19 protein-coding genes are annotated in these 20,370 nt (G+C 73.0%); 11 read left to right on the top strand and 8 right to left on the bottom strand.

Features of this window, described 5'->3' with window-relative positions; genetic code table 11:
• The coding region (locus AV521_RS38525) for a cbb3-type cytochrome c oxidase subunit I (RefSeq protein WP_179023710.1) at nucleotides 1–441 on the top strand (441 nt) is incomplete at its 5' end.
• Complete coding sequence (locus tag AV521_RS38520; RefSeq protein WP_076095509.1) at nucleotides 438–785, top strand: cytochrome C oxidase subunit I; 348 nt, start codon at nucleotides 438–440, stop codon at nucleotides 783–785. The genes AV521_RS38525 and AV521_RS38520, both read left to right, overlap by 4 nt.
• A 49-nt stretch (nucleotides 786–834) precedes the next feature.
• On the opposite strand, the gene AV521_RS38515 is transcribed toward AV521_RS38520, so the two are convergent.
• A complete protein-coding gene (locus AV521_RS38515) occupies nucleotides 835–1,521 on the bottom strand; it encodes a DUF6445 family protein (RefSeq protein ID WP_076095507.1) in 687 nt (228 codons plus the stop codon).
• 213 nt (nucleotides 1,522–1,734) lie between these two features.
• On the opposite strand from AV521_RS38515, the gene AV521_RS38510 reads away from it, so the two are divergent.
• Nucleotides 1,735–2,469, top strand: coding sequence for a DUF4142 domain-containing protein (locus tag AV521_RS38510; protein WP_371917099.1), 735 nt, complete (start codon nucleotides 1,735–1,737; stop codon nucleotides 2,467–2,469).
• A gap of 6 nt (nucleotides 2,470–2,475) precedes the next feature.
• Here the strand turns inward: AV521_RS38510 and AV521_RS38505 are convergent, their stop codons facing one another.
• From AV521_RS38505 to thrS, 3 genes are all read right to left on the bottom strand, one after another.
• Complete coding sequence (locus AV521_RS38505; protein ID WP_076095505.1) at nucleotides 2,476–4,125, bottom strand: glycoside hydrolase family 13 protein; 1,650 nt, start codon at nucleotides 4,123–4,125, stop codon at nucleotides 2,476–2,478.
• A gap of 109 nt (nucleotides 4,126–4,234) precedes the next feature.
• Nucleotides 4,235–5,203 (bottom strand): nucleoside hydrolase, encoded by a 969-nt coding sequence (locus AV521_RS38500; RefSeq protein ID WP_076095503.1) that lies wholly within the window; start codon nucleotides 5,201–5,203, stop codon nucleotides 4,235–4,237.
• Nucleotides 5,204–5,263: 60 nt separating this feature from the next.
• Nucleotides 5,264–6,499, bottom strand: a complete 1,236-nt coding sequence (gene thrS, locus AV521_RS38495) for a threonine--tRNA ligase (protein WP_076095501.1) — start codon at nucleotides 6,497–6,499, stop codon at nucleotides 5,264–5,266.
• A 399-nt stretch (nucleotides 6,500–6,898) separates the two neighbouring features.
• Between thrS and AV521_RS38490 the strand changes: the two genes are divergently transcribed.
• Nucleotides 6,899–7,690, top strand: a complete 792-nt coding sequence (locus AV521_RS38490) for a hypothetical protein (RefSeq protein ID WP_076095529.1) — start codon at nucleotides 6,899–6,901, stop codon at nucleotides 7,688–7,690.
• Nucleotides 7,691–7,708: 18 nt separating this feature from the next.
• Here AV521_RS38490 and AV521_RS38485 read toward each other — a convergent pair whose 3' ends face one another.
• Complete coding sequence (locus tag AV521_RS38485; protein ID WP_076095499.1) at nucleotides 7,709–9,052, bottom strand: helix-turn-helix domain-containing protein; 1,344 nt, start codon at nucleotides 9,050–9,052, stop codon at nucleotides 7,709–7,711.
• Between the two features lie 112 nt (nucleotides 9,053–9,164).
• Between AV521_RS38485 and AV521_RS38480 the strand changes: the two genes are divergently transcribed.
• The gene (locus tag AV521_RS38480) at nucleotides 9,165–9,344 is read left to right on the top strand and encodes a hypothetical protein (protein WP_076095497.1); all 180 of its coding nucleotides are present in this window, start codon (nucleotides 9,165–9,167) and stop codon (nucleotides 9,342–9,344) included.
• 147 nt (nucleotides 9,345–9,491) lie between these two features.
• Here the strand turns inward: AV521_RS38480 and AV521_RS38475 are convergent, their stop codons facing one another.
• Nucleotides 9,492–9,695, bottom strand: coding sequence for a hypothetical protein (locus tag AV521_RS38475; protein ID WP_076095494.1), 204 nt, complete (start codon nucleotides 9,693–9,695; stop codon nucleotides 9,492–9,494).
• A gap of 58 nt (nucleotides 9,696–9,753) precedes the next feature.
• Here AV521_RS38475 and AV521_RS38470 point away from each other — a divergent pair, with 58 nt between their 5' ends.
• The gene (locus AV521_RS38470; RefSeq protein ID WP_076095527.1) at nucleotides 9,754–10,998 is read left to right on the top strand and encodes an amidohydrolase; all 1,245 of its coding nucleotides are present in this window, start codon (nucleotides 9,754–9,756) and stop codon (nucleotides 10,996–10,998) included.
• Nucleotides 10,999–11,017: 19 nt separating this feature from the next.
• Here AV521_RS38470 and AV521_RS38465 read toward each other — a convergent pair whose 3' ends face one another.
• The gene (locus AV521_RS38465) at nucleotides 11,018–12,136 is read right to left on the bottom strand and encodes a hypothetical protein (protein ID WP_076095493.1); all 1,119 of its coding nucleotides are present in this window, start codon (nucleotides 12,134–12,136) and stop codon (nucleotides 11,018–11,020) included.
• A 90-nt stretch (nucleotides 12,137–12,226) separates the two neighbouring features.
• Nucleotides 12,227–13,402, bottom strand: a complete 1,176-nt coding sequence (locus AV521_RS38460; protein WP_076095491.1) for a PP2C family protein-serine/threonine phosphatase — start codon at nucleotides 13,400–13,402, stop codon at nucleotides 12,227–12,229.
• 141 nt (nucleotides 13,403–13,543) lie between these two features.
• On the opposite strand from AV521_RS38460, the gene AV521_RS38455 reads away from it, so the two are divergent.
• The 5 genes from AV521_RS38455 to AV521_RS38435 all read left to right on the top strand — a co-directional run bounded on the left by AV521_RS38455 (nucleotide 13,544) and on the right by AV521_RS38435 (nucleotide 20,213).
• On the top strand, nucleotides 13,544–14,026 hold the full coding sequence (locus tag AV521_RS38455; protein WP_076095490.1) for a hypothetical protein: 483 nt from the start codon (nucleotides 13,544–13,546) through the stop codon (nucleotides 14,024–14,026).
• 256 nt (nucleotides 14,027–14,282) lie between these two features.
• Complete coding sequence (locus AV521_RS38450) at nucleotides 14,283–15,248, top strand: hypothetical protein (RefSeq protein WP_076095488.1); 966 nt, start codon at nucleotides 14,283–14,285, stop codon at nucleotides 15,246–15,248.
• 192 nt (nucleotides 15,249–15,440) lie between these two features.
• Nucleotides 15,441–16,397, top strand: a complete 957-nt coding sequence (locus AV521_RS38445; RefSeq protein WP_076095486.1) for an endonuclease/exonuclease/phosphatase family protein — start codon at nucleotides 15,441–15,443, stop codon at nucleotides 16,395–16,397.
• Between the two features lie 47 nt (nucleotides 16,398–16,444).
• Nucleotides 16,445–18,388 carry an FUSC family protein gene (locus AV521_RS38440; RefSeq protein ID WP_076095484.1) on the top strand — a complete coding sequence of 648 codons (1,944 nt, stop codon included), beginning with the start codon at nucleotides 16,445–16,447 and terminating at the stop codon, nucleotides 18,386–18,388.
• A gap of 73 nt (nucleotides 18,389–18,461) precedes the next feature.
• Nucleotides 18,462–20,213: a VWA domain-containing protein gene (locus AV521_RS38435; protein ID WP_079249615.1), complete on the top strand. Its 1,752-nt coding sequence runs from the start codon at nucleotides 18,462–18,464 to the stop codon at nucleotides 20,211–20,213.
• The last annotated feature ends 157 nt before the right edge of the window (nucleotides 20,214–20,370 follow it).

Raw genomic sequence — 20,370 nt, 5'->3', positions numbered from 1 at the left:
GGCAAGATGCTCGACGAGCGCCTCGGCAAGATCACCTTCTGGACCCTCTTCATCGGCTTCCACACCACGTTCCTGGTCCAGCACTGGCTGGGCGCCGAGGGCATGCCCCGCCGCTACGCCGACTACCTGGCCGCCGACGGCTTCACCACCCTGAACACGCTCTCCACGATCGGCTCGTTCCTGCTCGGCCTGTCGATGCTGCCGTTCCTCTACAACGTGTGGAAGACGGCGAGATACGGCAAGGAGGTCGGCGTCGACGACCCGTGGGGCTACGGCCGTTCCCTGGAGTGGGCGACCTCCTGCCCGCCGCCGCGCCACAACTTCGTCACCCTCCCCCGGATCCGCAGCGAGTCCCCGGCGTTCGACCTGCACCACCCCGACATCGCGATGCTGGAGCACGAGGTCCACGTCCCGGCGAGGCCCGGCCGAGGGCAGGAGTGAACGGTCCGCCGAGGCAGGGCACCGACGGCGCCCTCGCCAACGAGGTGGAGGGATACCTGCTCTGGCAGGCCCGGATCGCCGAGGCGAAGCAGCGCGCACGGGAGTTCGTCGCGCCCATGGAGTGGCTGACGACCGCGCAGCGCGAGGACATCGAGCGCCGGTACGTCGCCGACAGCCTGCACCGCGCCCGGGCGGACCTGGAACGCGTCGCGGCCCGCTGTGTCTCCCTGCGCGCCGAGTACGAGCAGCGCTACCAGGACCTGCGGCGCCGCTGCGTCGGCGTGGCCCTCGCGGTGTGCGCCGGCTGCACCGCGCTGGCGGCCACCCTGCTGCTGATCCTGTGACGGGAGTTGCTCCAGGTTGCTCGGGGGCTGCCCGAGGCGGTCGGCGGGGTCACGCCATCCAGAAGAAGACCGCCGTCATCCGCTTCTCCTCCAGCGTCTTGCCGTGGTAACCGGTCGCGCTGTGCACGAGGTTGGCGTTGTAGAGGAGGAGGCGGTTGTACTTGTGCGGGACGCGGACGTCCTCCTCGAAGTGGTTGCCCGGCACGAACCGGGTGCCCAGGGCCTCCACGAGGTTGTTGTGCGGAGCCTGGACGATGTTGCCGCCGAGCCGGCCGCCGGGCAGTGACTGGCGGTAGAAGGCGGTGCCGCAGTCCTTGGGGACGTTCGGGTTGAGATACAGCACGGCCGCGTACCGGCACAGCGCGCGGGAGTCGGTGTGCGGGCGGGGCTCGCTCTCGCCCTCCCCGACCACCTGGACGCAGTTGTGGTTCAGGGTGCCACCGCCGGGTGCCTGCTGCACCCACAGCTCCTTCGCGCCGGTGGCCTGCTTCACCAGCCGCTCGACGACGGCGAGTTCACCGGGCTCCAGTCCGGGCATGGCCCGCAGCCCGGGCCAGGTCTCGGAGGTGTACGGGTACCCCTCGACCCAGTCGTCCTTGGCCAGACACCGCTCCCGTACGGCGCCGGCCTCGGGCAGGGCGTCGTCGAAGACCCAGTAGTCGCGGCCCTTGGTGGGCTTGCGGTAGGGCAGCACGGGCAGTGCCGCGGGCATCCTGGGGGGCGGCTGTGGGGGCATACGGCGAATCTAGGACAGCGTTTCCCCTCGTCTCTCCCGAGGAATGGTCAACTCTTCTTTACCTGCCGCACAGATACGAACGTCCCCCGCATCCGTACTGCTGTGTGTCCGAACCGCCCCACGCCGTCATGTGGGCGGCTCCCCGACCGGGCAGGAGGCACGGTGCTGCGCTTTTCGCGGAACGCGACGGGAACGCTCTTCGTGGGCGGTGCGATGGCGATGACCCTCGCGGCACTGGCCTACCCGAGCATGCTCGGTCTGAGCAAGGTCGCGAGCGCACAGGACCGTGTCATCGCCAACACCCAGTGGGGGCCGCTCACCGAGCAGGACCGGGACTTCGTGGTGAAGGTGCGCGCGGCCGGCCTGTGGGAGTACCCGGTGGGGCAGATCGGGCTGCAGAAGGGCACGACGAAGACGGTGATCACGGCGAGCCAGCACCTGGTCGACGGGCACGCGGCGCTGGACTCCACCTGCCGCAAGATCGCGCCGATGCTGAACATCACGCTGCCCAACCTGCCGAGCCCCCAGCAGCAGGGCTTCGTCAGCCAGTTGAAGTCGGAGAGCGGCAAGAAGTTCGACTCCGACTTCGCCAACATCCTGCGGATGACGCACGGTTCGATCTTCAACACGATCGCCAAGATCCGCTCCACCACCAAGAACACGCTGGTACGTGCCCTGGCCGAGCAGGCCAACAACACCGTCCTCGACCACATCAAGGTGATGGAGGCAACCGGTCTGGTCGACTTCGACCAGACCGTGTTCCAGCAGACGACCCCGCCGAAGCTCCCCAACTCCGACCTGACCCCACCACCGCCTCCGGCGGGTCAGCCGCAGGTGGTGCTCACGCCGCCGCCCAACGCGACGTCCACGCCCGCCGACATCAACGGGATCGCCGGGGGCGGCGCCGGTGCGTCGCCGGGGGCGAGCCCGGCACCGCCTGCGGGCTGAGTGCCCTCAGGGCGTCAACCACACGCTCGTATCAGGGGGAAGGACCCCGCTCCCGTCCAGTGGCCCACTGGCCAGCAGGACCTCGCCCGGCGGCAACGGCACCGGCACACCCCCGAGGTTGGTGACGCAGCGCCAGCCCGGGGAGCGGGTGAAGTCCAGCACGGCGGGCGTGCTGTCGGCGGACCACGTCAGGGTCTCGCCCTCCAGGAGTTTGCGGCGCAGGCGAAGGGCCGTGCGGTACAGCTCCAGGGTCGAGCCGTCCGTGCCCGTCTGCGCCTCGACGGCGTACGACGCGAAGGACGGGGGCTGCGGCAGCCAGCCGGCGCCGGGGCCGAAGCCGCAGGACGGTCCGGCCACCGTCCACGGCAGCGGCACCCGGCAGCCGTCACGCCCCTTGCGCACATGGCCGGTCTGTTCCCAGATCGGGTCCTGGAGTGCCTCGACGGGCAGGTCGGCGACCTCGGGCAGGCCGAGTTCCTCACCCTGGTAGAGGTACGACGACCCGGGCAGCGCCAGCATCAGCAGGGTCGCCGCGCGGGCCCGGCGCAGCCCGGCCCCGGTGTCGATCGCGGGCGCGGCGCCGCCGGACAGCAGCCAGGCCTCCGGGTCGGTTCCGGGCGGGAGCATCAGGCGGGAGGCGTGGCGTACGACGTCGTGATTGGAGAGGACCCAGGTGGCGGAGGCACCGGCGGTTCGGGCGGTGGCCAGTTCGTCGGTGATGACCCGGCGCAGTTCCGTCGCGTCCCAACGGGCTTCCAGATACTCGAAGTTGAAGGCCTGGCCGAGTTCGTCGGGGCGGGCGTACCGGGCCCGGCGGGCGCCCGGGACCCAGGCCTCGGCGACGGCGCTGCGCGCCGGGCTGTAGGCGTCGAAGACCTTGCGCCAGTCGCGGTAGATCTCGTGCACCTCGTCGCGGTCCCAGTACGGGTGGCTGCCCGGCGGGACGCGCGGCAGGGCCGCCTCGCCGGTGGCGCCCAGGTTCCCGGTGTCCCGCAGCGGCTCGGCGAGATCCTTGGCGAGGCCATGGGCGACGTCGACGCGGAAGCCGTCCACGCCCCGGTCGGACCAGAAGCGCAGGGTGGTGCGGAAGTCGGCGCGGACGTCGTCGTTGTCCCAGTTGAGGTCGGGCTGTTCGGGGGCGAAGAGGTGCAGGTACCACTCGCCGTCCGGGGTCCGCTGCCATGCGCTGCCGCCGAAGACGGACTGCCAGTCGGTGGGCGGGAGTTCGCCGTGCTCGCCACGGCCGGGGCGGAAGACGTAGCGGTCGCGGGCTGGGGAGCCGGGGGCGGCACGCAGGGCCTCCTGGAACCAGGGGTGCCGGTGCGAGGTGTGGTTCGGGACGATGTCGACGACGACCTTCAGACCGAGCCGGTGGGCCTCGCCGACCAGGGCGTCGAAGTCGTCCAGGGTGCCGAGGCGGGGGTCGACATCCCGGTGGTCACAGACGTCGTAGCCGCCGTCGGCCAGCTCGGAGGGGTAGAAGGGGCTCAGCCACAGGGCGTCGACACCGAGGGTGGCGAGATGGTTCAGGCGCTGGGTGATGCCGCGCAGATCGCCGAGGCCGTCACCGTCGGCGTCGGCGAAGCTGCGCGGGTAGACCTGGTAGATGACGGCCTGACGCCACCAGTCGGGGTTCCTGGAGGAGAGGTCTGCCATACGGGTTCCCTTCGGGCCTTCTGGAAGGACGGACGACGGCACAGGAAATCTGTCCACATCACCCGGAAAGGGAACCCCCACCGAAGACGGAGCCGATCGCGAGCACGGGCTAAGGGCGCTCCACCGTGTCCAGGTAGAGCTTGACGTAGCGGGCCACGTCGACCTCCAAGGCCACGTCCACCAGGGCCTGTTCGCGGCGGCCCTCGTGGATCTCGGACTCGCCGGGACGCGGGCGGCGGTCGACGATCGTCTGGCCCCGTCCGGGGCCGGGGGCGAGGGAGACCTCGACCGGCAGCAGGCGCGAGGTGATGCCCCGCGGGTCGGCGACCGCGCACACCGCACCGGCGTCCCCGAGGCCGCCCGCCTCCTCCGCCTCCGGCTCCTCGCCCACCGCGGTCGGCCGGTGCGCGAGGAGTTCGCCGGCCAGGCGGGTGCCGGGGTCGCTGCTCTGCCGCAGCCGGTGGACGTCCGGGGCGTCCACGACGACCTGCATGAACACGTCGAGGCCGTACATCGTGATCGGCACACCGGCCGTGAGCAGGATCGCCGCCGCCTCCGGGTCGTGCCAGACGTTGAACTCGGCGACCGGCGTGGCGTTCCCGATGGCGACCGCGCCGCCCATGAAGACGATCCGCTGGATGTTGCGGGTCACCTCAGGGTGGGTGCGCAGCAGCAGGGCGATGTTCGTGAGGGGCGCGGTGGGGATCAGCGTGACCGGGCGCGGGGAGGCCAGGATCTCGCGGCGCAGCAGGGCCACGGCGTCCAGCTCGGACTTGGTCCGCTTCGGCGCGGGCAGCCCCAGGTCGCCCATGCCGTCGGCGCCGTGCACATGCTTCGCCGCGCGGGCCGGTTCGAGCAGCGGGCGTTCGGCGCCCCGGCCCACCGGGATCTCCGGGGCGCCCGCCTGCTCCAGCACGGTCAGGGTGTTGCGGACGACGCCGTCGACGTCCGTGTTCCCGGCCACGCAGGTCACCGCCCGCAGATCGAGGCCGGGGTGGCGCACGGCGAGCAGCAGGGCGAGGGCGTCGTCGACGCCGGTGTCGCAGTCGATGATCACGGGGATGGGCTGACCGGTCACGCGGACTCCTTCGTCGTACAACACCGATACCGATACCGACTCCGACACCAGAACCCTAGATCAGTCCCACAGCACGGTGCCGCGCGCCGCCACCCGTGCGGCCATCCGGGACAGCAGCTCAGGCACCGGCAGCGCGCCGGGCCGGCGGCCGTCCCGCAGGCGTACGGCGGCCAGGCCCGCGCCGGCCTCCCGGTCGCCGATCACCGCCTGGTACGGCACCAGGCGCGCGGCCCGGATCCGGGCGCCGAGGGTGCCCTCGGCGGGCCCCGCGAGTTCGGCGCGCAGGCCCAGTTCCCGGGCCTCCCGTAGGACGTCCGCCGCCCGCTCCCGCTGCTCCTCGGCGACCGGCAGCACCACCAGCTGGACGGGGGCCAGCCAGGCCGGAAGGGCGCCGGAGTGCGCCTCCAGGAGGTGGGCCACGGCCCGCTCGACGCTGCCGATGATGCTGCGGTGCACCATCACCGGGCGGTGCCTGGCGCCGTCCGCGCCGATGTAGTGAAGGTCGAAGCGGGCCGGCTGGTGGAAGTCGATCTGCACGGTGGACAGGGTGGACTCGCGGCCGGCCGGGTCGGCGATCTGCACGTCGATCTTCGGGCCGTAGAACGCGGCCTCGCCCGCCGCCTCCTCGTACTCCACCCCGGCCTCGGCGAGGACCTGCTTCAGCAACGCGGTGGCTCGCTGCCACAGTTCGGGGTCGGCGACGTACTTGCCGCCCTCGCCGGGCAGCGACAGCCGGTGCCGTACGGCCTCGATGCCGAGGTCGGCGTAGGCGCGGGCGATCAGCTCCAGCGCGTCGCGGGCCTCCTCGACCGCCTGCTCCAGGGTGCAGAAGATATGGGCGTCGTTGAGCTGGATGGCCCGGACGCGGGTGAGGCCGCCGAGGACGCCGGAGAGTTCCGCGCGGTACATGCCGCCCAGCTCGGCGATCCGCAACGGCAGTTCGCGGTAGCTGTGGGAGCGGGAGCGGTAGATCAGGGCGTGGTGGGGGCAGAGGCTGGGCCGTAGCACGACCTCGTCGGACTCATGGGGACCCAGCCGCATGGGCGGGTACATGTCGTCGCGGTAGTGGTCCCAGTGCCCGGAGATCTCGTACAGCTCCCGTTTGCCGAGCGCGGGCGAGTACACGTGCCGGTACCCGGCCCGGCGTTCGGCCTCCCGGATGTACTCCTCCAGGGTGTGCCGTACGACCGCGCCGTCGGGCAGCCAGTACGGCAGTCCGGCGCCCATCAGCGGGTCGCTGTCGAACAGGCCGAGTTCGCGGCCGAGGCGGCGGTGGTCGGGCAGCCGGTCGTTCATGGGGGTCTCCTCACCGGGAGAGGCGAACACCCCGGACACGCAAAAGCCCCGGGGCGCTCGCCCCGGGGCTTCGATGCTGGTCAGGTGTCAGCGCGCCGGGACGGTGTCCGGCGTCGTCGTGCTCTGCGGGCACGGCGGGCACTTCTGGGCGCGCTGCATACGGCGACTGTAACAAGCCCGCATCCACGGATCGAGTCATTTTCCGGCGGCCCGCTCACCCGGATCCGCTGCCCCGCTCACCCGGATCCCCCAGGCCACTCACCCGGACGGCCCGGAGCGCTGGTGGGCCGTCCGGGGCGGTGATGCCGTGAGAGCAGGAACACCAGCAGCGGCACCCACAGGCACCCCACCCCCGGAGCCCGACCGGCTCGCAGTCCAGGAGGCACCTCGGTGATCTCGATGACCTCGTTGACCGACGCGATACGCCCCCGTGGCCTCCGGCTCTCCCTCATAGCCGCCGGCCTGATCACCGCCGGCGGCTGCGCGGCCTTCGGGCTGCGGCAACCGGCGACCGCGCCCCAGCCCCTCCCGACGATCGACAGACCGACCCCGCCGCCGAAGGCCCCCGCGCGGCCCGACGGTTCCACCCTCACCGACGCGCAGGCACAGGCCGCGCTGCTCACCCAGACCGACCTCGGCGCCCCCTGGACGGCGACGGGGGGCGCGGCCCACTGGCGGGACGGGCTGCTGAAGGCGACCACCTCGGCCGGCGAGTGCCAGCGGCTGCTGGACACCCTCTACACCGACGAACTCCTCGGCGGCCCCGCCCGCGCCGTGATCGCTCTGGACGACGACGACAACAACGCCCAGCTGCGCTACCAGATCGCCGCCCGCCGCCCCTCCGACGTCGACGCGGCGCTGTCCTGGCTGAAGACGATGCCGGACCGGTGCGCCCGGTTCACGGCCACCACGGGGACCGGGACCGTGGAGGACATCAAGGTCACCGACGCCCCGCTCCCGCAGGTCGGCGACGCACGCCAGGGCCTGCGCGTCAGCATCGACGCCACGCCGTCCGACAACGAGAAGTACCAGCTCACCCTGGAAGTGGCCGCCGTCCGGGTCGGCCAGGACGCGTTCGCCCTGACCAACGGCGGCCTGGGCGCCGTGGCGAACAACACGACCCAGGCCGCCGTCCAGGACGGCGCCCTGCGCCTGGCGGACGTCCGCAGACAGGGCCGGGCGCAGGTCTGACCGCCTACGACCTGTGGCTCACAGGGGTGGCTGGGCGGGGGCCGGGCCCAGGGTGGTGGTGCCCGGTGTCGTGCGGTGGCCGAGGCCGGTGCGGTAGGCGTCCAGGGCCGCGTCGATCCGGCCCGTGCGGCGCAGCAGGTCGCCGAGGAGCCGGCACAGATCGGCCAGGTCGCCGGCGGCGCCCGCGCGTTCCAGCAGGCTGAGCGCGCGGACGTAGTGCTCCTCGGCGGCCTCGGTGTCCCGGGCGTCCTCGGCGATGATGCCGAGAAGGCGGTGGGCCGCGGCGGCGTGCACCGCGCCGCGCTCGGAGGAGAAGTCACCGAGGACGCCCTCCAGGAGTACGGCGGCCTCCTCCGACTTGCCCCGGCGGTGCAGCACATCCGCGAGTTCCACGGCGGCCTGGCTGCGGTACAGGGCGGCCCGGGACTCCGAGAGCATCGCGTACGCCTGCCGCAGCTCCGCCTCGGCACGCCCCAGTGCGCCGTTCTGCGCACAGACGTACCCGCGCATCCAGTGGCAGTTGGCCAGCTCGGTGCGCAGTTGCAGCTGGCGGTAGAGCTCGGCCGCCTTGACGAGGGAGGCGTCCGCCTCGGCGACCCGGCCCTCGGCGATCAGGGTGCGGGCCACCGAGCGGTGCATCCGGGCGATCAGCGCGGGGTCGCCGGCCTGCGGCGCGAGCGCGAGCGCGAACTCGGCGGCCTGGGCGGCACGGGCGTGCGCGCCCATGTCCATGTACGGGCCGATGACGCTGGCGTAGAGCAGAAGCAGGGCGTCGGGATCGTGCAGCCCGCCCCGGTTCAGCTCGTCCAGGGTGGACTCCAGGAGGTAGACGGCGTACCGGAGCTCCCCGGCGAGGTAGTGCGAGACGGCGCGGCCGCGGACGGCCGGTACGCGCACCGGGAGGGAGTCCTCCGCGAGGTGTGCCTCGGCGCGCTCGAAGAACCGCCGGGCCCGCGCCAGCTCCCCGGTCTCCAGGGCGCATTCACCGAGACCGAGCAGGGCATCGGCCTGCACGCGGTCGAGCCGATGGGTCTCGGCCTCCGCGAGCAGCTCCTCGTACTGGACGGCGGCCTCCTCGGCCCTGCCGTCGGCGAGCACCCGCTGCGCCTCGGTGAGCCGGAACCGCAGATCGGTGGCGAGGTGGGCGGGCCGGCCGACGGCCAGCTCCTCGTAGGCCACGCCGAGCCGGCCGGCGATGTGCCGGAGCGCCTCGTCGGAGGCCCGCACCCGGCCCGCTTCCAGGGTGGAGATGTAGGCGGGTGTGTAGGCGGGCTCCGCCAGCTGCCGTTGCGTCATCCCACGTTGGGTGCGCAATTGCTGTACGCGCCGACCGATCACCGCTGGATCGTCCCGCTCCCGCATCCGCTGGTACCCCTAACTCCCCTGGTGCCCCTTGCCGTTGGATCCTTCAGCCTCTAGGTTAAACGGCGGATTAAGTCTGCTTAATAGGTCGCTGTTGTGTTGCGAGGTCGCCGTGCCCGGACGTACATCCGCACCCCACGAACGGCAGAACACCAAGTACGTCCGTGGCGTCGCCGCAGCGGTGGTGGCCGTGGCCGCACTGATCACGGCGGCGAACGCGGGCCCGGCCCACGCGGCGCCCGCGCCCGCGGCCGCACACATCACATCGGCGGACCCGACGCCCCACCGCTGACAGATGCGTGTCGGGCCATTGATCGGGCCCGGGGGACGGACTCGCGGAAGCCGCCGGGACCGAGAACGCCGCCCGGCTGGTACCGCTGGCGCGCCGGATCACCCCCCGGCTGACCGCGCAGATCCGCCGATAGGGCGCGTCCGGCACCTACGTCCGCCACTGCTCCCGCGTCAGTTCGGTGCCCGCGCGGGCGCAGACCCGCTCGATCGCCCGCCCGGGATCGACGACGTACCGCTGGAGCGGGACGTGCGGCCCGCCCGCGTACAGGGTCGTGCCGTCGGGGGAGAAGGCCAGGGACTCGACACCGTCGCCGGGCGTGGTCCGCCGACCCAGACGGGCCGCGAGCTCCACCCACCAAGGCCGGCGGGACACTCCCCCTGCCCCCGCCGGCGGCCTACGCTTGCGTTTCGTGACCTCCGACGCCGCGCGCACCGCACTGGACCTGACCGCCGACCTCCCGGTGACGGACCTGGAGGACCTCTACCGTGACCTGCACCGCCACCCCGAGCTGTCCCTGTGCGAGCACCGCACGGCCGGCACGCTGGCCGGCCGGCTGAAGGATGCCGGGTTCGAGACCGCCGAGGGTGTCGGCGGCACCGGTGTCGTGGGCCGGCTGCGCAACGGGGACGGGCCGACCGTGCTGCTGCGCGCCGACATGGACGCGCTGCCGGTACTGGAGGAGACCGGGCTGCCGTACGCCTCGCAGGCGGACGGCGTGATGCACGCCTGCGGGCACGATCTGCACGTCACCTGGCTGACCGGAGCCGCCGCGGCGCTGGCCGCCGGGCGGGAGACCTGGCGGGGCACCCTGCTGGTGGTGGGCCAGCCGGCCGAGGAGACCGGACAGGGCGCGGTGCGGATGGTCGCGGACGGGCTGTACGAGCGCTTCGGCCGCCCGGACGTCCTGCTCGGCCAGCACGCGGCTCCCGGCCTCGCGGGCCTGTACCCGCACGCACCGGGTCTGATCATGTCGGCGTCGACGGACGTCGACATCGTCGTACACGGCCGTGGCGGCCACGGCTCCCGGCCGGAGGCGACCGTGGACCCGGTGGTGACCGCCGCCTACCTGGTCACCCGGCTGCAGACCGTGGTCTCCCGGGAGCTCGCCGCCGGCGAGTCCGCCGTGCTGACCGTGGGCCGCATCGAGGCCGGCACCCGGCACAACATCATCCCGTCCGAGGCCCGCATCTCGCTGAACCTGCGCAGCCAGTCCGAGGAGGTGCGGCAGCGGATGCTGGCCGCGATCCGGCGCATCGCGCACGGCGAGTGCCTGGCCGCCGGCTGCCCGCGCGAGCCGGAGGTGACCATCGGCAGCACCTTCCCGATGACCGTGAACGACGCGGCCACCGACGCCATGGTCGCCGCCGTGCACGGGGAGGTCTTCGGCGCGGGCACGGTGTTCGACCCGGGCCCGGCGATGGGCAGCGAGGACTTCCCCGAGCTGGCGCTGGACAGCTCCATCCCGTACTCGTACTGGTTCGTCACGACCACGCCCGCCGAGGTGTGGGACCGGGCCCCCGGCGACACCCTCCCCGAGAAGTTCGCGGCCGTACCGAGCAACCACAGCCCGCACTTCGCCCCCGACCTGTCCACGGTCACCCCGGGCGTCCGCACCCTCGTCTCCGGGGCGCTGGCCATGCTGTCGCCGGCCTGAGCGAGTGACCGGCGAGTGATTACGGCGCCGCCTGAAGCTGACGCAGATGCTGCTGGACGTTCTCCAGCGCACCGCTTCGGCGGCCCGGCACCCGCAGCCTCAACTCGGCGAGCGCGGACCCGAGTTCACGAGCCTGGGCCGGGTCCTTGATCTGCCCCCACTGATGGTGGGCCCGATCCACGGCCGCCTCCACGGCGGCCGAGTCCACGGCCTGCCCGGCCGCCAGCCGCACCCCGGCCACAGCCAGCCAGGCCCGGCAGCTGCGCACCGCGTCCCCCGCGAACATCGCGAGATCGGCCCGGACTTCGGCCCAGTGCAGGGCATCGTCGGAGGCGGGGCCGCAGGCGGTCACGGCCAGTCGCTCACGCTCGGCGGCGAGCGCGTCGGCATCGGCGTGCCGACCGTGCTGAACGGCGCTGCTGATGGCGGCGTGGGGGTCGTGCTCGGTGGCGTGCGGGTCCTGTGCGATGCCGGGCGGGTGGGCAAACAGGGGTCTGGGGGCGGAGCCCCCGGGTATGGCCAGCACCATGCTCCGGCCCGCACTCGAATCGACGACCCGAGCCAACGCCTGCTCGTGCAACCGCGCGAGAGCCGGCCGGTGCCCGCTCCTCAACAACGTGGCCACGGCCTTCATATACGCCGGCTCGGCCAGGCCCCGCCGCCCGACCGCCGGTGCGACGCGACCGTACACGGCGGCGTTGGGACCGCAGTCCAGCCCCCGCTCGGCAACGTACTGCCAAGTCTCCGCATCCGCGTGCAGGTCCAGGACCAGCGCCGTGTCCCCGGCGGAGCGCAACCGCAGCTCCTCCCGGATCCAGTGCCACGGCAGCGCCGTATAACGCACGGTCGCCGGTGTGGTGCGCGCCAGCGCGAGGTGCGGCAGCCGTTGCCGGCGGTCCAGCTGCAGCTGTCCGGCGATGTACACGGTGAGCGGCGCGGGCGCCGCCGCCGCGGCCCGCAGCCGGGTCAGCACGGCCTGCGGCTCCAGCGGATCGACGAGTTCGACCACGTTCGCGGTGTCGGTGCCGGACAGCACGGCGGGGGCGACGGCGGCCAGTACCGGCAGCACACCCGCCGCGTCCACCAGCCGCCCCCGGCCGAGCGGCGCGGCAGCGAGCAGCAGCACGGTTCCGGGCATCGTCCCTCCCCCTGTCGACCCTGTTCCGCCTTCCAGCCAGCACCGTAACCGCTGCGGCTGCAAACCCGCGCCTCAGGACCGCAATCGGCCTCAGGAGCGCAATCGTCCCCCTTCGCGCTCTTCGCCCTCCACTGCCCTGATCCGCCGCACGGCGAACGCCGTGGTGTCGTCGCCCAGTCGGCCACCGCTGTGCCGCAGAACCCCGTCCCGCACCCGCCGGACCAGTGCCCCGGGCCCGGTGCCACCCGGTTCGGCACCGGTCGAGCCGGCGCCCGCGGGGGCGATTTCCCGGGCCAGCGGATAGAAGGCGCCCGTGCGGTCACGGGCCTCGGTCACGCCGTCGGTGACCAGCAGCAGCGTCTCGTCGGCGGCGAGCGGCACCCGGCGCACGGGCGGCACACCGCCCACGAGGTCGGCGAGGCCGAGCGGCACCCCGTCGCCGCTGGGCAGCTCGCGGACCCCGCGCGAGCCGACGGCGAGCGGCGCCTCGTGTCCGAAGTTGACGATCTCGATGGTGTCCAGGGCGTCCTCGGGAAAGGCGATCAGCACGGCGGTGGCGAACCGGTCGCCGTCGGCGCGGCCGAGCGCGGTGGTGTGCGAGCGGTGCCGCAGCATCCGGATCTCCAGGCGTTCGGCGACGGTCGCGAGGTCCTTCTCGTGGTAGCCGGCCTCCCGGAAGGTGCCGAGCAGCGCGGCGGCGGTCTCCACCGCGCCGAGGCCCTTGCCCTGGACGTCGCCGACGAGGACGCGCGTGCCGTGCGGGCCGGGCTGGATGTCGTAGAAGTCGCCGCCGACCCGGGCCTCGACATCGGCCGCCAGATACACCCCGGCCTGTTCCAGACCGGCCCAGTGCGGCGGCAGCGGGCGCAGCACGGTACGGCGCGTGGTCTCGGCGATGTCCTGGATGTGCAGGGCCCGCTGCTCCTTGCGCACACGCACGCCGGAGGCGACCGTGGCCATCAGGCCGCCCAGCGCGACCAGCACGAAGTCGCCGAGGCCGGCCTGGTACTGGCCCGGCCAGGCGCTGTCGACGCCGATGTACGTCACCACCGCCAGCACGGCGAAGACGGCCGTCGTCCACACCCCGCAGATCGCGGCGGCACTGCCCGGGACCAGCACGATCCAGGTGATGATGCGGAACCGTTCGGTGGTGTTGAGGTCCAGCAGCACGATGACGACGAGCAGCAGCAGGGGAGGCACCCAGGCGACGTTCCGGCCGCGCGGGCGCAGCAGCCGGCGCCGCCGGCCGTACTCCGTCTCCGTCACGGCGGGCAGCGCTCCATGAGCCCAGCGAAGCACGGGAGAGATCCCGCCGCATCCGGGCACCCGTCACCCTCCTGGCCGACTTGCCGGGCCGTGTCCCCAGGTGTGCGCTGGAGGCGGGGGCAAGGAGAGAGGAGTGCTCTCATGGCTCACGCGGCACCCGCGCCCGGCGGAATGTCCCGCCCCGGCGGTACGCCGGAGATCGCGGCCCGGGAATCCGAGCGGCGCGCCCGCCCGCCCGACGTCTTCGACGCGCGCACCCATCGCATCGCCCACATCGCCGGCCCGGTCGTACTGGGACTGGTCTACGGCTACTGGGTGGCGGCCGACAGCCGCCAGGGCGGCGCCATCACCGGCGGGAACCTGCTGCTCGGCTGGCTCAGCGCGCTGGTGTTCGCGGTGGTGTCCATCGCCCTGCTGACGCTGGCCCCGCGGATGCAGCGGGAGCTGCACGCGCTGCTGTGGACGGCGTTCGCCGGTATCGCGTTCGGCTTCCTGTACATCCAGACGGGCCACTCGGTCTGGCGGTCCGTGCTGATGTCGCTGGTCGTCGCGGGGTGCACCTTCGCCGTGTTCTTCTACCGCTACTACACGCGCGAGGACGCGTTCGGGCGCCGGGTCCGCTGAACGCACGGCCGCGCGGATCGTGACGTCGTGTGCGTGGGCCCCGACCGCTCGGCCGGGGCCCACGCACTCCCCTGTGTCCCCCTCTTTCCCTCTCCACCCCGTCACCACGTGCGTCGCTTTCTTCTCCCCAGCACCAGGAAACACCCGTTCGGGCGAACCCTCCACCGGAGACCCGTGCCACCCGTCCGGCCCGGCCCGTCCCCCGATCGCAGGCCCCCCGCTGGCGCCCCCGCCGCCGGGGTCCTTGTCTGGAAGGGTGCCCCCACGCCTCAGGAGCGCCTTGTCGGCCGCGCTGCTCGCCCTGACCTGCCTGCTCGTGCCCTTCGGCGCGCTCGCGTGCTGGGCGGCGTACGACCTCGCCGACACGAGCCGCTACGTCACCACGATGGCACCGCTCGCCGCCGACCCGAGCGTGCGCGAGGCCGTGGCGGACACCGTCGGTGACGGCATCCTGCGCGCGGTCGACCAGCATCTGGACATCCGCCCGGTACCCGGCTCCGTCCGGCCGTTCCTGCGCGACGTGGTCCGCTCGTTCACCCAGACCGAGGCCTTCCGGCTGGCCTGGGACACCGGCAACCAGGTCACCCATGACGCGGTCCTGCGCGCCCTGCGCGACGAGGGCGACGGCACCACGGCCGCGCACCCCGTCATCGTCGATTTCGCCCCCGTCACCGACCAGGTCAAGCGTCAGCTGGCCCGGGACCATGTGCCACTGGCCGCGCGCATCCCGGTGCAGCACACCGCGGTCTCGGTGCTCCCGGCGGGCGAACTGGTCTCGCTCCGGAAGGGGTACCACGTGCTCGAAGTCGCTGGTTTCTGGCTGCCGTTGGCGGCCGTCGGCTGCGCCGCCACCGGGATCGCCCTGGCCGTCCGCCGCCGCAGCGCCGTCGTCGCGACCGCGCTGGGCACGGCCCTGGGCGGCGGGCTGCTCGCCCTGGCACTCGCCGTCGGCCGCAGCCTCACCCTCGCCGACCTGCCCGCCGACGTGCCCCACCCGGCCGCCGGCGCGGTCTACGACGCCCTCACCGGCACCCTGCGCACGGTCTGCTGGCTGCTGCTGGGCCTCGGCCTCACGGTGGCCCTCGCCACCTGGCTGACCCGGTATCTGCGTGCGGGACGTCCCGCACGGCGCCGGCGCACCACCGTCCCGGCTCCGACAGCGACCGCTGCTCCCGCTTCCCCTCCCGCCCCGGCCGAGGAGCCGACCCGCGCCCGGGTCTGACCGCGCCCGGCCGCCCCGGTGTCCCGGCGCGCGCCGTCCCCAGCCTGTGGATGCGGCGACGGGCGGATCTCCACAACCTGTGGATGTCCCCAACCTGTGGGCATCCGCGCCGGATTGAGACGCCCCTCCCCCTGACGTCCCGACGTCTCGACGTCCTGGCGCCCGGCGGACGCCCGGCCGTAGGCTCGCCCCGTGACCCGACGCCCCGGACACAGGCTCGGCGCCTGGAGTGCCGGACTGCTGCTGGCCGGAGTCGGAGTGGTGGCCGGCTGCCGGGCCGCCGACACCGACGGCGTCACCCCCGTACCCCAGCTGCTCGCCTTCCTGCCCTGGCTGCTCGTGCCGACCGGCGTGGCCCTGCTGTGCGCGCTGCTCGCCCGCTGGTGGCCCGGCCTGGTGTGCGGGGTCGCCGTACTCGGCCTGCTCGCCTGGTACCTGGAGCCGTACGGCAGGACCGCCGAGCCGGACGGTCCGCCGCTCGCCACGCTGCGCGTACTGACCTCCAACGTGGAGTTCGGGCACGGCACCCCCGCGCTGGTCCCGCGGATCCGCGGCCTGAGGCCGGACATCGTCTTCGTCGAGGAGTGCGAGTACACCTGCCAGGCGACGCTGGAGACCGACTTCGCGACCGCCTACCCGTACCGGCAGGCAGTCCGCGCGGCCGGCTCCCACGGCTCCCTCATCCTCAGCCGCCATCCCCTGAGGCCGACGGCCGGTGTCGCCGGCACCATGGGCATGCCCGGCGCCGTGGCGGACGTACGCGGGCACGCCGTACGGCTCCAACTCGCCCACCCCATGCCCCCGCTGCCGGACCAGGTCGGCCTGTGGCGGCGCGAGCTCGGCAGGCTCCGCGCCTTCGCGGCCGCCGGCCCGCGCACCCCCACCATCCTCGCCGGCGACTTCAACGCCACCCAGGACCACGCGGCCTTCCGCCGCATCCTCGACACCGGTCTGACCGACGCCGCCCGCCTCGCCGGACACGACCGCGCCGCCAGCTGGCCCGCGCGCACCGCCTCGGTCATCGGCACCCAGATCGACCACGTCCTGCTCTCCGCGGACTTCACCGCGACCGGCGCCCGCTTTCTGCGCGTGTCCGGCAGCGACCACCGCGCCCTGGTCGTGGACGTCACCCTCCACCAGCGCGGATGAGCCGGGGCGGACCGGGGTGAACGACGGTGAACGGCGATAATGACCGCATGTCGCGAGAGTTCCCCATCGGCCTGACCCCTCCTGACTGGCTGGTCCGGAACCTCCGCCCCGAGCAGGCCCCCGTCAACAAGGCGGCCGTGGCCCGCGCCGCCATCGCGATGACCCTCCCCCTGGCGATCGGCCTCGCCGCCGGCCATCCGGCGTACGGCGCCCTCGCCTCCATGGGCGCCCTGTCCGGCGTCATCGGCGACACCGCCGACGCCTACCGCATGCGCATCCTCAACATCGCCGTACCGCAGCTCTTCGGCGCGATCGGCGTCACACTGGGCACGCTGGTGTACGGCCACGGCTGGTACGCGGTGGCCGCCGTCACCGGGGTGGCGCAGCTGTCGGGCATGATCTCGACGATCGGCGCGGTGGCGTCGGTCTCGGGCCTGCTCCTGCTCCTGAACTGCGTGGTGGGCGCGGGCCTCCCGCTCCCCCGGCCCTGGTGGCTGGCCCCCGCCCTGATGACGGGAGGCGGCCTCCTGGTCCTCCTCCTCGCCCTGCTGGCCTGGCCGCTGCGCTCGGGCGTGCCCGAACGCACGGCGGTGGCGGCCACCTACCGGACGGTCGCCGCGCTCCTCACCGTCTCCGGCACGGACCGCGCCGAGGAGTACGAGGACGCCCGCCGCACGGTCACCCAGTCCCTCAACCAGTCCTACGACCTGATCCTGGCCCGGCGCGCCCGCCACCACGGCCGCAGTCGTGAACTCACCCGTCTCCTGGCCCAGTTGAACGCCGTCACCCCGGTGGTGGAGGTGGCCCCCGCGGCCCACCTGGCGGGCCGCCCGCTGCCCCCGCAGATCCCGGAAGCGGTGCACCACCTGGCCCAGGCGGTCGAGGCGGGCTGCACAGACCCGATAGCGCTGGACCTCCCTCTCCCCACGACCGAGACGGCACGCGCGGTGGACCACGCCCTGCGCCACACGGCCGAGGTCGTCACGGCTCCCGAGGTCGACCCCCGAGGCATCGACGACCGCCTGGGCCGCCCCGCGGCGCTCGGCATCCGCACGGCAAGAGCGGCCCGCAATGTGACGCTGTCGGCCAACTCCTGGCGCTACGGCCTGCGCCTGGCGGTCTGCATCGGCATCGCCCAGGCCCTGGTCTCCCTGATCCCGGTCCCGCGCTCCTACTGGGTGGCCCTGACGATCACCTTCGTCCTGAAGCCCGACTTCGGCTCGGTCTTCTCCCGCGCCCTGCTGCGCGCCGCCGGCACGGTGGTGGGCCTGGTGATCGCGGCGGTGGTCCTGGCGGAGGTCCCCCTGGGCTGGTGGGACGTCCCGGCGATGCTGGTCCTGGCCCCGCTGATCCCGGCGCTGACTCCCAGGGGCTACGGCTACCAAACGGCGGCGATCACCCCGGTGATCCTCCTCCTGTCGGACATCCTGAACCACCAGGGCACGGCACTGCTGCTCCCCCGTCTGACGGACTCGCTCCTGGGCTGCGCGATCGCGCTGACGGCCGGGTACCTCCTGTGGCCGGAGAGCTGGCGCACCCGGGTCGGCGCCGGCCTGGCCGACGCGGTGGCGAACGCGGCGGCATACGTGGAGACGGCGTTCGACCCGGCCACCACCCCGTCGGCCCGGGCCCGTATGCGCCGCCGCCTCTACCGCGACCTCTCGGTCATCCGTACGGAGTTCCAGCGGGCCCTGACCGAACCACCGCCGACCGGCCGCCGCGCGGCCGCCTGGTGGCCGCTGGTCGTCGCGGTGGAACGCATCATCGACGCGACCACGGCGGCCCGCGTCCGTGTGAAATACGGGGCGCCGCCCCCGTCCCCGGCCGAGATCACCCAGGTGGTGCTGCAGCTCAGGGAGCTGTCGCAGGGCGTACGCGACGCCGAAACCCTGATCCCGGTCCGCACGGACCTCACCGGCCCCGCGGGCAGCGTTCTGGAACCGCTCCGCCAGGAGGTCGCCGCGGCCCGGTCGATCGCTTCCCCACACTGACCCCTTCGCTAACCTTACGTGTCCGTCCTGGCCAGGGATCGACGGGCATCAACTCACCCGAAGGGTTGCGCATATGGGCATTCTCACTCTCCTGCGGAACGCATTCGGCCGCTCACGCAAGTCACGCGCCGCCGAGGCAGAGGGTGCGGACCGCCTGCCGGTGCAGCCGACCACCCCGCAGCCGACGCCCACCACAGTCCCCGAACCCCGCCGCTCGTCCCCCGACGAACACGAACTGGTATCAGCGGCCTTCGACAACATCCAGGTCCCCCGCCCCACAAACCCCACAGAGCCACTGCCTCCGGCAACGGAGTCAGCGACCCCCGCAACTCCGTCCGGGGACCCCGAGCCACAGGCCGACGCCGAAAACCCAACCGCCCAGAAGTCAGCCCCCCAGACCGACACCGAGGAACCGGCCAAGGAAAACCCCGAAGCCCAGACCGACACCGAGGAACCATCCGAGGAGAAGCCCACGGCCCACCCCGAGGGTGCGGAGTCCGCCAAGGACGAGCCCGAGACGCAGGCCGACACCAAAGAACCGGCCGAGGAGAAGCCCGCGGCACGAGCCGACGACGAAGACCCGGCCAAGGCGGAACCCGCGGCCCAGGCTGACAGTGCGGAGTCCGCCGAGGAGAAGCCCGCCGCCCAGGCTGACGGCGAGAAGCCGACTGAAACGCAGGCGGAGACAGCCAAGCAGGAGCCCGCAGCACAGGCCAGCGATGAGGACCTGGCCGAGGAGGAGACCGCAGGCCAGGCCCACGCCGAGGAACCGGCCGAGGAGAAGCCCGCGGCGCAGGCCGACGGTGCGGAGTCCGCCAAGGACGAGTCCGAGGCGCAGGACGGCGACGAGGGACCGGTCGAGGAGACGGCCGAGGCCGAGGCGCCGGTCGCGGAGGAAGCTGAGGCCGAGCCGGAGGCTGGGGCTCAGGTGGGCGTGGACGTGGTGGCGGCCGAGGCCGATGAGCCGACCGCCCCGCAAGCCGCCGACGGCGAGAACGCCCCACAGGGGCCACCCGCACCCGACAACGAAAGCAGTACGGGTGGTGCGGGTGGGAACACGGACGCCGAAGGCGAAGCCGAGGCGAACCGGGCACCCGAACCAGCGGCACCCGAACCAGAGGCACCCGCCGAGGCGAACCCGGCGCCCGCCCCCACAACCCCCGCCACCCCCCTCACCAAGGTCAAGTCCCGCACCCCCTCCCTCACCACCGCCTACAAGGCCGCCACAGCCGCCCTCAAGAAGGCCGACCTCACCGGCACCCGAGCGAAGCTCTACCTCGTGCTGGACCGCTCCGCGAGCATGCGCCCGTACTACAAGGACGGCTCCGCCCAGGCCCTCGCCGACCAGACCCTCGCCCTCGCCGCCCACCTGGACCCCGAGGCCGGAGTCCACGTCGTCTTCTTCTCCACGGAGATCGACGGCACCACCGACCTCACCCTCACCCCGGACCACGAGACGAAGATCGACGACGTCCACGCCGCCCTCGGCCGCATGGGCCGCACCAGCTACCACGCCGCCGTGGACGCCGTACTCACCCACCACGACAAGAACAGCACCCCCGACACCCCCGCCCTGGTCGTCTTCCAGACCGACGGCGCCCCGGACGCGAAGACCCCCGCGACCCAGTCCCTCACCGCGGCCGCGACCACGCACCCCGCCGTCTTCTTCTCCTTCGTCGCCTTCGGAGACCACGACAACAAGGCCTTCGACTACCTCCGCAAACTGAAGACCGACAACACGGCCTTCTTCCACGCGGGCCCCACCCCCCGCGAGCTGACGGACACCGAGCTGTACGAAGGCGTACTGGCCGCTTGGCGGCCGTAACCGGCCATAAACCGCCATTACCGGTCGTAACCGTCTATAACCACCCAGCACCCCACCGGGCCGCCCCCTTCCCACCCCGTTCCACCCAGCAAAACGGGAAGCGGGCGGCCCACCCCGGTCGGCTACGATTTCAAGGTTCGAAACCGCAGAAAAAGCA

Origin of the sequence: Streptomyces sp. IMTB 2501, assembly GCF_001953885.1 — a bacterium.
Lineage (GTDB): Bacteria > Actinomycetota > Actinomycetes > Streptomycetales > Streptomycetaceae > Streptomyces.
Note: the sequence above shows the minus strand (reverse complement) of the source record. Positions and strands in the feature narration are given on the sequence as shown.